Source organism: Variovorax sp. UC74_104 (genome assembly GCF_044055375.1).
In the GTDB taxonomy this organism is placed as follows: domain Bacteria; phylum Pseudomonadota; class Gammaproteobacteria; order Burkholderiales; family Burkholderiaceae_C; genus Variovorax.
In genome coordinates, this window is record NZ_CP171978.1 from 870,331 (window position 1) to 883,361 (window position 13,031).

Genomic DNA, 13,031 nt, shown 5'->3' on the forward strand with positions numbered 1-13,031 from the left:
GGAGTCGGTGCGGTTCCAGAATTCTTCCATCGGCAACAACTTCTGGAGCATTCCATGGCAAACGACACGGTCCTGGTTCTCGGCGCAACGGGCGGCATCGGCGGCGAAGTGGCCCGCCAGCTGCGCGATGCGGGCTGGCAGGTGCGCGCACTGAAGCGCGATACACAGGAAGGAAAGCGCGAGGGCATCACCTGGTTCGCAGGCGACGCAATGGACGAGCAGGCGGTGCGCCGCGCCGCCGCGGGCTGCTCGGTCATCGTGCATGCGGTCAACCCGCCGGGCTACCGCAACTGGTCGCAGCTGGTGCTGCCGATGCTCGACAACACCATCGCCGCCGCCAAGGCAGAAGGCGCGACGATCGTTCTGCCGGGTACGGTCTACAACTTCGGTCCCGACGCCTTCCCGCTGCTGGCCGAGGGCTCGCCGCAGCGCCCGCTCACCCGCAAGGGCGCGATCCGCGTCGAGATGGAGCGGCGCCTGGAAGAGGCCAGCCGCCAGGGCGCACGCGTGCTGATCGTGCGCGCCGGCGATTTCTTCGGCCCGAAGGCGGGCAACAACTGGTTCTCGCAGGGGCTGGTGAAGGCGGGGCAGCCCGTGCGGGCCGTGAGCTATCCCGGCAGCCCCGGCGTCGGCCACCAGTGGTCGTACCTGCCCGACGTGGCGCGCACCATGGTCGAACTGCTCGCGCGCCGCGACAGGCCGGAGCCCTTCGCGCGCTTCCACATGGCCGGCCACTGGGACGCCGACGGCACGCGCATGAGCGACGCCATCCGCAAGGTGGTGGCGCGGCGTACCGGTGCCAGGGTCGGCGTGTCGGCCTTCCCGTGGTGGCTGCTGACGCTGGCCTCGCCCTTCGTCGTCACCTTCCGTGAAATGCGCGAGATGCGCTACCTGTGGCGCAAGCCCGTGGGCATGGACAACGCGAAGCTGGTGGCCTTCCTCGGCCGCGAGCCGCACACGCCGCTCGAAGAGGCCGTGGAGGCGTCGCTCGACGGCATGGGCTGCCTGGCCACCGTGCCGGTGGCGGCCGCGGCCTGACCGGCGCCGCTCAGAAAACCGAGAGCCCCGTGCGTGCCACGAAGAGTTCGAGCGCCTTCATGCCCAGCAGCGAATTGCCGGTGGCGTCGAGCGCGGGCGACCACACGCACAGCGTCAGCCTGTCGGGCACCACGGCCACGATGCCGCCGCCCACGCCGCTCTTGCAGGGCAGGCCGATGGAGAAGGCCACGTCGCCCGCCGCGTCGTAGGTGCCGCAGGTGAGCATCAGCGCATTGATGCGGCGCGTCTGCCGTTCGCCCGTGACCTCGGGCTGGCCGTCGAGCGGGTGCGCCCCGTCGCGGCACAGGAAGGCGGCGGCGCGCGCGAGCTGGCGGCAGCTCATGCGCAGCGCGCACTGGTGGAAGTAGGTGTCCAGCACGGTCTCGACATCGTTGTCGATCTTGCCGAAGCTCTTCATGAAGTTGGCCAGCGCGATGTTGCGAAAGCCGGTGTCGGCCTCCGATTGCGCCACCTCGTCGTCGAAGGCGATGGGTTCGCCGCACAGGCTAGACATGAGCGCGAGGATGTCGGCCTTCGCGCTGCCGCCCGAGGCCCTGGCCTGGCTCACCAGCCGGTCGGCCACCGCGATGGCGCCTGCATTGATGAAGGGGTTGCGCGGCTTGCCCTGCTCGTTTTCCAGCTGAACCAGCGAGTTGAACGGGTTGCCCGAGGGCTCGCGGCCGATGCGCTCCCACAGCGCGTCGCCCATGCGCTGCATGGCGAGCGTGAGCGTGAAGAGCTTCGACACGCTCTGGATGGAGAAGGGCGTCTCGAAGTCGCCCGCGCCGGCTTCCTCGCCCTCGCAGGTGCGCAGCGCGATGCCGAACTGCCGCGCATCGACGCGCGCGAGCGCCGGGATGTAGCTGGCGACCTTGCCGCCCTGGCCCAGCTGCGGGCGCAGGGTGGCGACGATCTCGTCGAGGACGGGCTGGAATCGGGTGATGTTGCTGCTCATGCGCTGCGTTGTACCGCAGGCCGCCGGTTCACCAGCACGATGCCCAGCGCCACGCCCACCAGCGCCACGATCAGCTGCGCCGTGAGCGGCTCCTTCAGCAGCGCCACGCCGAAGACCAGCGCGAACAGCGGCGTGAGAAAGGTGAAGGACGACATCTGCGTGGCTGGGTAGTGCCGCAGCAGCCACATCCATGCGAGGTAGCTCGCGAAGGCGCCGACCACCGTCTGCAGGCCGATGGAGGTCCAGGCCCAGGCGGAATACGAGAAGCCCCAGTGCTCGCCCAGCACCAGCGACAGCACCGGGCACGCCGCCGCTGTGACCGCCACCTGGTAGAACAGCGTCTTCTCGGCGCTGGCCGTGGCCAGGCGCGTGGTGCGCAGCGTGAGCGTGGTCAGGCCCCAGAGCATGCCGGCCGCCAGCGCCATGCCGTCGCCGATGAGCTGCGACGAGCTCATGTGGGTGAAACCCTCGCTGAAGGCCAGCACCACGCCCGAGAACGCGATGAAGAGCCCCAGCCACTGGAAGCCGCGCAGCCGCTCCGCCGGCACCCATCGCGGCAGCAGCAGCGACACCCAGAAGGGGGCGGTGTAGAGGAACACCGTGAGCCGCGATGCGCTGGTGTGCTGCAGCCCCAGGTAGATGCCGGCGAACTCGCCCGCGAACAGCATGCCCGCCAGCAGCCCCGGCCACAGCGTGCCGTCGCGCTCGAATAGCGGCACGCGCCGCCACACGCACCACAGCCACAGCAGCGCCGTCGCGCCGACCATGCGGATCGAGGCCTGCCACATCGGCGGCACCTCCACCACGGTCGTCTTGATGAGGATCTGCTGCAGGCCCCAGAAGGCGCAGCAGGCGATGAGAAGGCCGACGGCGAGGCCGTCGAGATGGGTCTTGCGCTGGATCATTCGGGGCGGTCGATCGAAACGGGGGTGGCGGCGGATGGCCGCCGAATTCATCCGATGATCGTATCGCGCTTGGGCAACCCGCGTGGGCTCACTGGGCAAATGCGTCCAGCGCCGGCAGCGGCGCCTGGCGCTCGAAGCGCTGGCCGATGGCCTGCAGCGCGGCCTCCAGGAACTGCAGGAACATGCCCATGGCCACCGAGGTCGTCTGGCCCGTGCGCTGGTAGAGGCAGCTGAAGGAGCGCGCACCCGCGTCGGCCAGCCCGGTCCACACCAGCGTGCCGCGCTCCACGTCCTCGGCCACGTTCTCGGGAATGAGGAAGCCGATGCCGGTGCCGCCCGCCACGAGGCGCCGCACCATCGCGACCGAGCTGGTCTCCACCAGCGGGCGCACCTTGCGGTGCTCGCGGTGGTCGATCTGGTCGACCATGGCGCGCAGTTCGGTGTCGGGCGTCATGAGGATCAGCGGGTGGTCCAGGCAGTCGCGCAGCCGCGGCAGCTTGCCCAGCGCCGCCAGCGGGTGGCCCGGCGGCGTGACCAGCCCCAGGTGCTGCGGAAAGCTGCGGATCTCCTCCACGCCCGGCGGCGGCTTGCGGCGCAGGCAGAAGCCGATGTCCGATTCGCCGTTGGCCACCCATTTGAGGATGTTCTCGCCGCTGCCCGAGCGCACGCCGTAGGTCACGCCGGGGTAGTTCTTCATGGCCGTCTCGATGACCTCGGGCACCAGCTGCTCGGCCGAGGAATGTGGCACCGCCAGGTTGATGTGGCCGCGCCGCAGCGAGCGCAGGTCTTCCACCTGCGCCAGGGCGTTGTCGAAGTCGCGCTGCCCGCGCCGCACGGCGGCCACCATGATCTCGCCGGCCGTGGTCAGCTGCATGCCGCGCGGCAGCCGGTCGAACAGCGGCGTACCAACTTGCTCCTCGAGGTTGAGCACCTGCTGGTGGACCGCGGCGGCCGTGAGGTGCAGCGCCTCGGCCGCCTTGCGCACCGAGCCGCGGCGGGCCACTTCGTCGAAACAGCGGAAGGTCTGGGAGATGGCGCGCATGGTGGCCGAAGTGTATGGATTTTCCGTACGCGCTGTACGAAACAAGCAGATTTTCCTGACGGGCGATGCGGCCTAGATTCGCACCGTCATCCACACCGTCATCCATCCTCCGAGGTTCGTTCCCGTGACCACCACCACCGTCGACCAGATCACCCAGCGCCGCCGCGGCACCGGCCTGATCGCCCACGACCCGGCGCTGAGCGCCGGCGGCTACACCCTGATCGCGCCGCAGACCGACGACGGCAACGTCTACCTGATCGACATCGAGGGCCGTGTCGTCCACCAGTGGAAGATGCCGGTGCGCCCGGGCCGCGCGGCCGTGATCCTTCCCAACGGCAACCTCGGCTACAACGGCAACCACGCCGATTCGCCCGAGATCTACCCGGCCTGGTCGCTGTGGCACGGCGGCGATTTCTACGAGGCCACGCCCGAGGGCGAGATCGTCTGGCGCTTCCAGGACCCGACCCATCACCACGACGCCCGCTGGCTGGCCAACGGCCACCTGCTGTACGCCGGCTGCGCGCCGGTGCCGGCGGGCTTCGCCGAGCTGGTGCCCGGCGGCACCGCACACGGCCCGGACGAGGCCATGTACGGCGACGTGATCCGCGAAGTCGACCGCGAGGGCAGGCTCGTGTGGGAATGGAAGGCCTGGGAGCATCTCGCGCCCGAAGACTTCCCCATCCACCCCGGCTTCGGCCGCACCCACTGGCCGCTGGTGAACGGGCTCGACGTGACGGCCGAGGGGCTGGTGCTCATGAGCCTGCGCACCACTTCGGGCATCGTCGGCATCGACCGCGCCACGGGCGGCGTCAAGCTGCACATCCCGCCGTCGGTGCTGTCGCACCAGCATGCGCCGGTCGCGCTGGAGAACGGCAACATTCTTGCTTTCGACAACGGCAACTTCCGCACCGGCAAGCATGTGGCGTTCTCGCGCGTTCTCGAAATCGATCCGGCCTCCAACGAGGTCGTGTGGCAGTACGCCGATGAGCTGGTCAACGCCTTCTACACCGCCTACATGGGCAGCGCGCAGCGCCTGCCGAACGGCAACACGCACGTCACCGAGTCGGCCACCGGGCGCCTCTTCGAGGTCACGCCGGCCGGCGAGGTGGTGTGGGAGTACGTGATCCCCTGGTTCGCCGAATACCCCGACGAGGCCGCGCGCAAGTACGTGCCCGGCCGCCAGAACAGCGTGTTCCAGACCTTCCGCTACAGCGCGGCGCAACTTCCCTGGCTCAAGGTGTCCGCATGACCACAACTTCTCTTTCGCTTCGCCGCCTCCTGCTCGCGCTGGCCGTGGCGCTGCCCTTGGCGGCACCGGCCGCCGACGCACCCAAGCCGGTGCGCATCCTCAGCAACTGGTTCGCCCAGCCCGACCAGGCCGGCTACTGGCAGGCCCAGCAGGACAAGCTCGGCCGCGAAGCCGGCATCGAGATCAGCGTGCTGCAGGGCGGCCCGAAGATCCAGACCATCCCGCAGGTGGCGTCGGGCCAGGCCGAGTTCGGCATCGGCAACGCCGACGACGTGCTGCTGGCCCGCCTGCGCGGCGCGCCGGTGCGCGCGGTGTTCGCGCACCTCGACTACGTGCCCTACACGCTGGTCTATCACGCCGACCCGGCCGTGAAGTCCATCGCCGACCTGCAGGGCCGCACCTTCGCGGTGAACATCGGCAACGCCTACTGGGAGTGGACGAAGAAGCAGTACAAGCTCGCGGGCACGCGCGAGATCCCGGTGAGCGGCGACCTCGGCCTGTTCCGCAACGATCCGAAGATGGTGCAGCAGGGCTACTCGCTCTTCCTGCCCGCGCGCATGGCCGCGGCCGGCGTGCAGGTGCAGCAGATCACGCTGGCCTCGCTGGGCTACCGGCCCTACGACGTGCTCTTCACCACCGACGACATGATCCGCAAGAACCCCGCGCTGGTGAAGGCCACCATCGCCGCGGTGCAGAAGGGCTGGGCCAACTACGTGCGCAACCCGCAGGGGCTCAAGCCGCTCATCACCGGCATGAACAAGCAGATGACGCCCGAGGTCTACGACGCGGCCAACAAGGAAATGATCGAGACGCTGATCTCGCACGACCTCGGCCGCATCGGCTGCATGACCGACGCACGCTGGAGCGAACTCGCGGGCCAGTTGCGCAGCGTCGGCTTCCTGCCCGCGGGCTTCGACGCGAAGCAGGGCTACGACCGCACGCTGGTGCCGGGCTGCAACCCATGAGCGGCGCGGCCGTCGGGCTGGAGGGCGTGTCGAAGCGCTTCGACACGCGCAAGGATGGCGGGCTGCTGGCGCTGGACACGGTCGACTTCGCGCTGCGCCCGGGAGAGTTCGTCTCCATCGTCGGGCCCTCGGGCTGCGGCAAGTCGACGCTGCTGCGCATCATGGCGGGGCTGGTCGCGCCAAGCACCGGGCGCTGCACGCGGCCCGACGGCATCGAGACCGCCTTCGTGTTCCAGGAGGCCGCGCTGCTGCCCTGGCGCAACGTGGAGCGCAACGCCCAGCTGCTGATGGAGCTCGAAGGCCACCCTCCCGCCAGCTACCGCCCGCGCGCGGCCGAGGCGCTGAAGCTGGTGGGGCTCGCGGGCTTCGAGAAGTCGTATCCGCACCAGCTCTCGGGCGGCATGCGCATGCGGCTGTCGCTGGCGCGCGCGCTCGCGCTGCGCCCGGGGCTGCTGCTGCTCGACGAGCCGCTGGCGGCGGTCGACGAACTCACGCGCGACGTGCTGCAGGAAGAGCTCTCGTCGCTGTGGCGGCAGGCCGGCTTCACCGGCGTGCTGGTGACGCACAACGTGCACGAGGCGGTGTACCTCTCCAACCGCGTGGTGGTGATGTCGCCGCGGCCGGGGCGCATCCTCGACGTGATCGACGTGCCCTTCGCATTCCCGCGCGCGCCCGAGCTGCGCGCCAGCGCCGACTTCGCGGCGCTCACCGGGCAGGTGACGGCGGTGCTGCGCGCGCAGCACCACGCGCAGGCCGCGGCCTGAGGAAACGGCGATGACCCGATCTTCTTCTTCATCTTCTTCCTCCGCCCTGGCCTTCGCGCGCAACGCCGCTCCCGTGCTGGTGGTCGCGCTGCTCGCCATCGGTTTCTGGTGGCTGCTGAGCGCCACCGTCTACCAGGGCAAGGGCTACCTGCTGCCCTCGCCGCAGGAGGTCGCGGCCGCCACCGTGGAGAACGCCGCAACGCTCGCGGGCGCGACGCTCTCCACGCTGAAAGAGGCGCTGCTGGGCTACGCGCTGGCCATCGTCGTCGGCATCGCGGGTGCCGCGGTGCTGGCGCAGTCGCGGCTGCTGGAGCGCAGCCTGTATCCGTACGCGGTGCTGCTGCAGACCGTGCCGGTGGTGGCGATCGCGCCGCTCATCGTGCTCTGGTTCGGCTACAACGAGCTGTCGGTGGTGATCGTGAGCTTCATCATGTCGCTCTTCCCGATCATCAACAACACGATGCTGGGCCTGCGCTCCACCTCGCGCAATCTCGCGGAGCTGTTCGCGCTGCACCGCGCGGGCGGGCTGGTGTCGTTCTGGAAGCTGCGGCTGCCGGGCGCGCTGCCGCACATCTTCGCGGGGCTGCGCATCTCGGCGGGGCTGTCGGTGATCGGCGCCATCGTGGGCGAATTCATCATCGGCTCGGGCAATGCCGAGGGCGGGCTCGGCGTGCAGATCGTCTTCGCGCAGGGGCGCATGTACACCGCGCTGCTGTTCGCCGAGGTCATCGCGGCGACGCTGCTGGGCTTTCTCTTCTTCCTGGTGGTGAGCGCGATCGGCCGGCTGCTGCTGCGGCACTGGCACGAATCGGCGCTGGGGAGCTAGCCAGCCGCGCCGCCTTTCTCTCTCTATCTGGTGGAGGCCACCGGATAGGGCGGCTTGCCGCGCGTGCCCGTCATCAGGTCGGGCACCACGGTCTCCACGTCGGGCACCGCGCGCGCGGCGCGCTCCAGCTTCTTCGCGAGCGCCGCGTCCGGCACGCAGCCCTGCAGGTACACCCAGCGGCGCTGGATGACGACCCAGACGCTGCCCTTCCTCACCCCCGGCACGGCCAGCAGCGCGGCGCGCACCTTGGGCGCGAGCGGCTTGTCGTAGCGGTAGGCGTTGCTGTCGGCGCACTTGCCGGCCAGCCAGCAGGTGGTGCCGCGCTCCAGCCGCGAGTGGGTCTGCAGGCGGCGCTCCTCGGTCGTATAGAACGGGCCCTCGGGCACGGCGCAGGCCGGCAGGCCCGAGGAGATCTGGAAGAACGGGTCGTCGAACCAGTTCTGCTTCAGTGGCGCCGCGGCTTTCCTGCGCCGTGCCGGCCTGCGCGGCGAGCAGCAGCACAAGCAGGAGCGCAGGGCGGCGCGTCACAAGGGATGCTCTGTGTAGAAGCGCCCGCCGTGATAGAGCAACGGCGATGCGCCCGCGTCGTGCGAGCAGCGCTCCACCTCGCCGACGAAGATCACGTGGTCGCCTTCGTCGTAGCGGCTGCGGTTGAAGCACTCGAAGCTGGCCGCCGCGCCCACGAGCACCGGCGCGCCGCCCAGGCCCTCGGTGAAGGCCACGTCGGCCCAGCGGTCGATGTTCTTGGTGGCGAAGCGCTCGGCCAGCGCCTTCTGGTTGGCCGCGAGGATGTTCACCGTGTAGTGCGAGCCGGCGCTGAGCGCGGGCATCGAGCCGGCCGCGCGCGACAGGCTCCACAGCACCAGCGGCGGCGTCAGCGACACCGAGTTGAAGGAGTTGGCCGTGAGGCCGACCAGCGTGCCGTCAGCCGCGCGCGCGGTCACGACGGTGACGCCCGTGGCGAACATGCCGAGGGCTTCACGGAACTCGTCGGACGAAAAGGAGGGCGGCTGGGCCTGGCGGGGAGTGGTCACTGAAAAAGACGCAAATGGCTTGGAGGCGGAGGGCCATTTTGGCTCAGCGCCCGCCGGCCTGCCCGTCCGGGTTCATCAACTCCTCCACCAGCCGGGTATAGACGGCCGCCGCCGGGGAGGGCGTGCGCGCTGCCAGCGTGACGAGGCTGTAGTGCGTCTGCATGCGTTCGAGTCCCGCCACCGGCAGGGGAACCAGCGTGTCCGTGTCGTGGCCGGGGACGGGTGCAACCGGCGCGAGGATCACCGCGTCGGCCGTGAGCGCCAGGTGCCGCAGCGTGCCGGCGTCGTCGCAGGTCACGTTGAACACGCCGCGGTCGCCGCGCGGGGCGAGCCGGTCGAACTGCTGCGCCACCTCCGCCGGCATGCGCGGGCCGGCGACGGGGTAGTCCATGAGCTTCTCGAGCGCCGGCGGCTGTTGCTTGAGCTTCAGCAGCGGGTGCTTGGGCCGCACGAAGAAGGACACCGGCAGGTTGGGCAGCCGCGCGAGCTTCAGGCCGGGCTGCTGCTTGGTCAGGTCGCGCGTGTCGGCCACGAACAGGTCAAGTTCGCGGCGGTGCAGGCGCTCGCAAAGCGTGGCGGTGTCGGCCACCTCCATGCGCATCTGCAGCTGCGGGTGGCGCTGCGTCATGAGCGACAGCGCCGCGCGGCCCAGCGTGCCGGCGGCGAAGGGGCCGAAGCCGACCGCGAGGCTGCCGATGGCCAGGCCTTCGAGCTGCAGCACGTCGCGCGCGATCTGCTGCGCGTCGGCCAGCAGCTCGCGCGCGCGTGCCAGCACCAGCTCGCCGGCCTGGGTGAAGCGCACGCTGCCGTAGGCGCGGTCGACCAGACGGGCCTGCAGGCTTTCCTCCAGGCTCTCGATGCTGCGCGAGAGGGCGGGCTGCGAAAGATGCACTGCCTGGGCCGCGCGGCCGAAGCTGCCCTGGTCGGCGAGGGCGACGAGATGCTGGAGCTGGCGCAGCTGCATTTTGCGTTTTGCTTCAAAAGGGGGCGCATATTTTGCATTTGCCAATGGTTCTGGCGCTTCGCAGAATCGCCGGCATGCAAGCCTCCCTCCCTTCCTCTGCTTCCGTTTCCGCCGTGCTCGTTGCCCTGGCCTGCGCGCTGGGAGCCTCGCCGTCGTTTGCGCAGATCGCGCCCAAGGCGCCCGAGCCTTCCACGCTTCAGGCCAACGCCGACATGGCCAAGACGCTGCCCTTCGCCAACCGGCAGGACTTCGAGGACGCGATGCACGGCTTCGTCGGCACCGTGCCCGACGCGCTGGTGCCGGGCGCCAGCGCGCGCCCGGTCTGGAGCATGAAGCCCTACGACTTCCTCAAGGCCGACGCGCCGGCCGACACCGTCAACCCCAGCCTGTGGCGGCAGGCGCAGCTCAACGCGATCCACGGCCTCTTCAAGGTGACCGAGCGCATCTACCAGGTGCGCGGCTTCGACATCGCCAACATGACCATCGTGGAAGGCGACAGCTCGCTGATCGTCATCGATCCGCTGCTGGCCGCCGAGACCGCGCGCGCCGCGCTCGAGCTCTACTACCAGCACCGCCCGCGCAAGCCCGTGGGCACTGTGATCTACACGCACGGCCACGCCGACCACTTCGGCGGCGTGAAGGGCGTCGTCGACGAGGCCGACGTGAAGGCTGGCAAGGCGCAGGTGCTCGCACCCTCGGGCTTCATGGAAACGGCGGTTGCCGAGAACATCCTCGCGGGCAACGCGATGAGCCGGCGCTCACAGTACCAGTTCGGCACGCTGCTGCCGCCGGGCCCGCGAGGGCAGGTCGACACCGGCCTGGGCAAGGCGCTGGCGCGCGGCACCATGTCGCTGATCGCGCCCACGGCCACCATCGACAAGCAGACCGAGGAACGCACCATCGACGGCGTGCAGTTCGTCTTCAGGCTGGTCCCGGGCTCCGAGGCGCCGTCGGAAATGCTCATGTACCTGCCGCAGTTCCGCGTGCTCAACATGGCGGAGGACGTGACGCACAACATGCACAACCTCTACACCATCCGCGGCGCGGAGGTGCGCGACGGCAACCTGTGGTCGAAGTACATCGACGAGGCGCGCGTGGCCTTCGGCGGCAAGGCCGAAGTGCTGATCGCCCAGCACCACTGGCCCACCTTCGGGCAGGACCGCATCGTCGACCTGCTGAAGAAGCAGCGCGACATGTACAAGTTCATCAACGACCAGTCGCTGCGTCTGCTCAACCAGGGCTATACCGCGGCCGACATCGCCGAGACGCTGCGCATGCCCGCGAGCCTGGAGCAGGAATGGTCCGCGCGCGGCTACTACGGCACGCTGCGGCACAACGCCAAGGCCGTCTACCAGAAGTACCTGGGCTGGTACGACGCCAACCCCGCCAACCTGAACCCGCTGCCGCCGGTGGCCTATGCGAAGAAGACCGTCGAGTACATGGGCGGCGCCGACGCGGTGCTGGCGCGCGCCCGTGAAGATTTCAGGAAGGGCGAGTTTCGCTGGGTGGCCAGCGCGATGAGCCAGGTGGTTTACGCCGACCCGACCAACCGCGCGGCCCGCGAACTGGGCGCCGACGCGCTGGAGCAGATGGGCTACCAGTCGGAAGCCGGCACCTGGCGCAGCGCCTACCTGGTGGGTGCGATGGAGCTGCGCAACGGCGTGCCGAAGATCGCGGGCGGCAACAGCGCCAATGCCGATTCACTGAAGGCCGTGAGCAACGACCTGTTCTTCGACTTCCTGGGCGTGCGGCTGAACGCCGCAAAGGCCGAGGGAAAGAAGATGGCCATCAACTGGAACTTCACCGATTCCAGCGAGCAGTTCGTGCTGACGCTGGAGAACTCCGCGCTCACCCACATCGCCGGCCGCCAGCCCGATGCCGACGCCACCGTGACGCTGAACCGTGCCACGCTCGACGCGATCACGCTGAAGGAAACGAGCTTCCCGGCGGCGGTGCTCGCGGGCAAGGTGAAGATCGAAGGAGACCGGTCGAAGCTGGCCGAGCTGATGTCGATGCTCGATACCTTCGAGCCGATGTTCCCGATCGTCGAGCCCAAGGCTCAGCCGAAGAACCAGTAGCACACCGCGATGGCAGCCACCACGCCCGCCAGCTCGGCCAGCAACGCGCAAGACACCGCGTGCCGCGTGCGCTGGATGCCGACCGCACCGAAGTACACCGCCAGCACGTAGAAGGTGGTCTCGGTGCTGCCCTGGATGGTGGCGGCGACCAGGGCAGGGAAGCTGTCGACGCCCTGGCTCTTCATGGTCTCGATCAGCATCGCGCGCGCCGCGCTGCCCGAGAAGGGCTTGACCAGCGCGGTGGGCATGGCGTCAACGAAGCGTGCGTCGAAGCCACCCGCAGTCACCAGCCAGCGCAGGCCGCTCAACACGAAGTCGAGCGCGCCCGATGCGCGCAGCACGCCGATGGCGCACAGCATCGCCACCAGGTAGGGCAGCAGGTTCTTGGCGATGTCGAAGCCTTCCTTCGCGCCCTCGATGAAGCATTCGTACACCTTGATGCGGCGGATGGCGCCCACCAGCAGGAACACCACGATCACGCCGAACAGCGTGAGGTTGCCCAGCAGCGACGACAGCGAGGCGATGGCTGCCGCCGAGAGCGTGCCCAGCAGCGCCATGAAGCCGCCCAGCAGTAGCGCGCCCGGCACCAGGTAGGCCAGCACCACCGGGTCCCACAGCCGCAGGCGCTGTGCCACCGCCACCGACAGCAGCCCCACCAGCGTGGAGGCGCTGGTGGCCAGAAGGATCGGCAGGAACACCAGCGTCGGGTCGCCCGCGCCCTGCTGCGCGCGGTACATGAAGATGGTGACCGGCAGCAGCGTCAGCGACGAGGCGTTGAGCACCAGGAAGAGGATCTGCGCGTTGGTGGCCGTCACCGGGTCGGGGTTCAGGCGCTGCAGCTCGCGCATCGCCTTCAGGCCGATGGGTGTGGCGGCGTTGTCCAGCCCGAGCGCGTTGGCCGCGAAGTTCATGGTGATGAGGCCCAGCGCCGGGTGCCCTGCCGGCACGCCCGGCATGAGCCGCCGAAAGAGCGGCCCCAGCAGCCGCGCGAGCCAGCCGACCAGCCCCGCCGCCTCGGCGATGCGCAAAAAGCCCAGCCACAGCGTGAGCGTGCCGAAGAGCAGCACCATCACCTCGACCGCCAGCCGCGCCATCGCGAACAGCGCCTCGACCAGCGCCGCGAACACGGTCGGGTCGCCGCCCACCAGCCACCGCACCAGCGCCGCCAGCGCCGCCACCCCGAAGAAACCAAGCCACAAGCCGTTGAGCAC

Annotated in this window: 13 protein-coding genes; 6 read left to right on the top strand and 7 right to left on the bottom strand. The window is 69.6% G+C overall.

What is annotated here, in order from left to right; translation table 11 throughout:
* Positions 1-54 precede the first annotated feature (54 nt).
* Complete coding sequence (locus ACHMXA_RS04285; protein WP_395318758.1) at positions 55-1,038, top strand: NAD-dependent epimerase/dehydratase family protein; 984 nt, start codon at positions 55-57, stop codon at positions 1,036-1,038.
* A gap of 10 nt (positions 1,039-1,048) precedes the next feature.
* Here the strand turns inward: ACHMXA_RS04285 and ACHMXA_RS04290 are convergent, their stop codons facing one another.
* From ACHMXA_RS04290 to ACHMXA_RS04300, 3 genes are all read right to left on the bottom strand, one after another.
* Positions 1,049-1,993 carry a glutaminase gene (locus ACHMXA_RS04290; RefSeq protein WP_395318760.1) on the bottom strand — a complete coding sequence of 315 codons (945 nt, stop codon included), beginning with the start codon at positions 1,991-1,993 and terminating at the stop codon, positions 1,049-1,051.
* Positions 1,990-2,898, bottom strand: coding sequence for a DMT family transporter (locus ACHMXA_RS04295; RefSeq protein ID WP_395318762.1), 909 nt, complete (start codon positions 2,896-2,898; stop codon positions 1,990-1,992). Before ACHMXA_RS04295 ends, ACHMXA_RS04290 begins: the two co-directional genes overlap by 4 nt.
* An 88-nt stretch (positions 2,899-2,986) precedes the next feature.
* Positions 2,987-3,940 (bottom strand): LysR family transcriptional regulator, encoded by a 954-nt coding sequence (locus ACHMXA_RS04300; protein ID WP_395318764.1) that lies wholly within the window; start codon positions 3,938-3,940, stop codon positions 2,987-2,989.
* 124 nt (positions 3,941-4,064) lie between these two features.
* Here ACHMXA_RS04300 and ACHMXA_RS04305 point away from each other — a divergent pair, with 124 nt between their 5' ends.
* Genes ACHMXA_RS04305 through ACHMXA_RS04320 form a run of 4 tightly spaced genes read left to right on the top strand, consistent with a single transcriptional unit; the run spans position 4,065 to position 7,744 of the window.
* Positions 4,065-5,189, top strand: a complete 1,125-nt coding sequence (locus tag ACHMXA_RS04305; RefSeq protein ID WP_395318766.1) for an aryl-sulfate sulfotransferase — start codon at positions 4,065-4,067, stop codon at positions 5,187-5,189.
* Positions 5,186-6,154: an ABC transporter substrate-binding protein gene (locus tag ACHMXA_RS04310; RefSeq protein ID WP_395318768.1), complete on the top strand. Its 969-nt coding sequence runs from the start codon at positions 5,186-5,188 to the stop codon at positions 6,152-6,154. The genes ACHMXA_RS04305 and ACHMXA_RS04310 overlap by 4 nt, the downstream gene beginning before the upstream one ends.
* Positions 6,151-6,918: an ABC transporter ATP-binding protein gene (locus ACHMXA_RS04315; protein ID WP_395318770.1), complete on the top strand. Its 768-nt coding sequence runs from the start codon at positions 6,151-6,153 to the stop codon at positions 6,916-6,918. The genes ACHMXA_RS04310 and ACHMXA_RS04315 overlap by 4 nt, the downstream gene beginning before the upstream one ends.
* A gap of 10 nt (positions 6,919-6,928) precedes the next feature.
* Entirely contained in the window at positions 6,929-7,744 is an 816-nt protein-coding gene (locus ACHMXA_RS04320) for an ABC transporter permease (protein ID WP_395318772.1), read from the top strand.
* A gap of 23 nt (positions 7,745-7,767) precedes the next feature.
* Here ACHMXA_RS04320 and ACHMXA_RS04325 read toward each other — a convergent pair whose 3' ends face one another.
* The 3 genes from ACHMXA_RS04325 to ACHMXA_RS04335 are packed head-to-tail and all read right to left on the bottom strand — an operon-like array spanning position 7,768 to position 9,742.
* Positions 7,768-8,247: a BON domain-containing protein gene (locus ACHMXA_RS04325; protein WP_395318774.1), complete on the bottom strand. Its 480-nt coding sequence runs from the start codon at positions 8,245-8,247 to the stop codon at positions 7,768-7,770.
* A gap of 21 nt (positions 8,248-8,268) precedes the next feature.
* Complete coding sequence (locus tag ACHMXA_RS04330) at positions 8,269-8,778, bottom strand: flavin reductase family protein (protein ID WP_395318776.1); 510 nt, start codon at positions 8,776-8,778, stop codon at positions 8,269-8,271.
* 43 nt (positions 8,779-8,821) lie between these two features.
* On the bottom strand, positions 8,822-9,742 hold the full coding sequence (locus tag ACHMXA_RS04335) for a LysR family transcriptional regulator (protein ID WP_395318778.1): 921 nt from the start codon (positions 9,740-9,742) through the stop codon (positions 8,822-8,824).
* A gap of 74 nt (positions 9,743-9,816) precedes the next feature.
* On the opposite strand from ACHMXA_RS04335, the gene ACHMXA_RS04340 reads away from it, so the two are divergent.
* Positions 9,817-11,820 (top strand): alkyl/aryl-sulfatase, encoded by a 2,004-nt coding sequence (locus tag ACHMXA_RS04340; RefSeq protein WP_395318780.1) that lies wholly within the window; start codon positions 9,817-9,819, stop codon positions 11,818-11,820.
* Here the strand turns inward: ACHMXA_RS04340 and ACHMXA_RS04345 are convergent.
* On the bottom strand, positions 11,802-13,031 hold the full coding sequence (locus tag ACHMXA_RS04345; protein WP_395318782.1) for a nucleoside recognition domain-containing protein: 1,230 nt from the start codon (positions 13,029-13,031) through the stop codon (positions 11,802-11,804). The two genes, ACHMXA_RS04340 and ACHMXA_RS04345, sit on opposite strands and share 19 nt — an antisense overlap.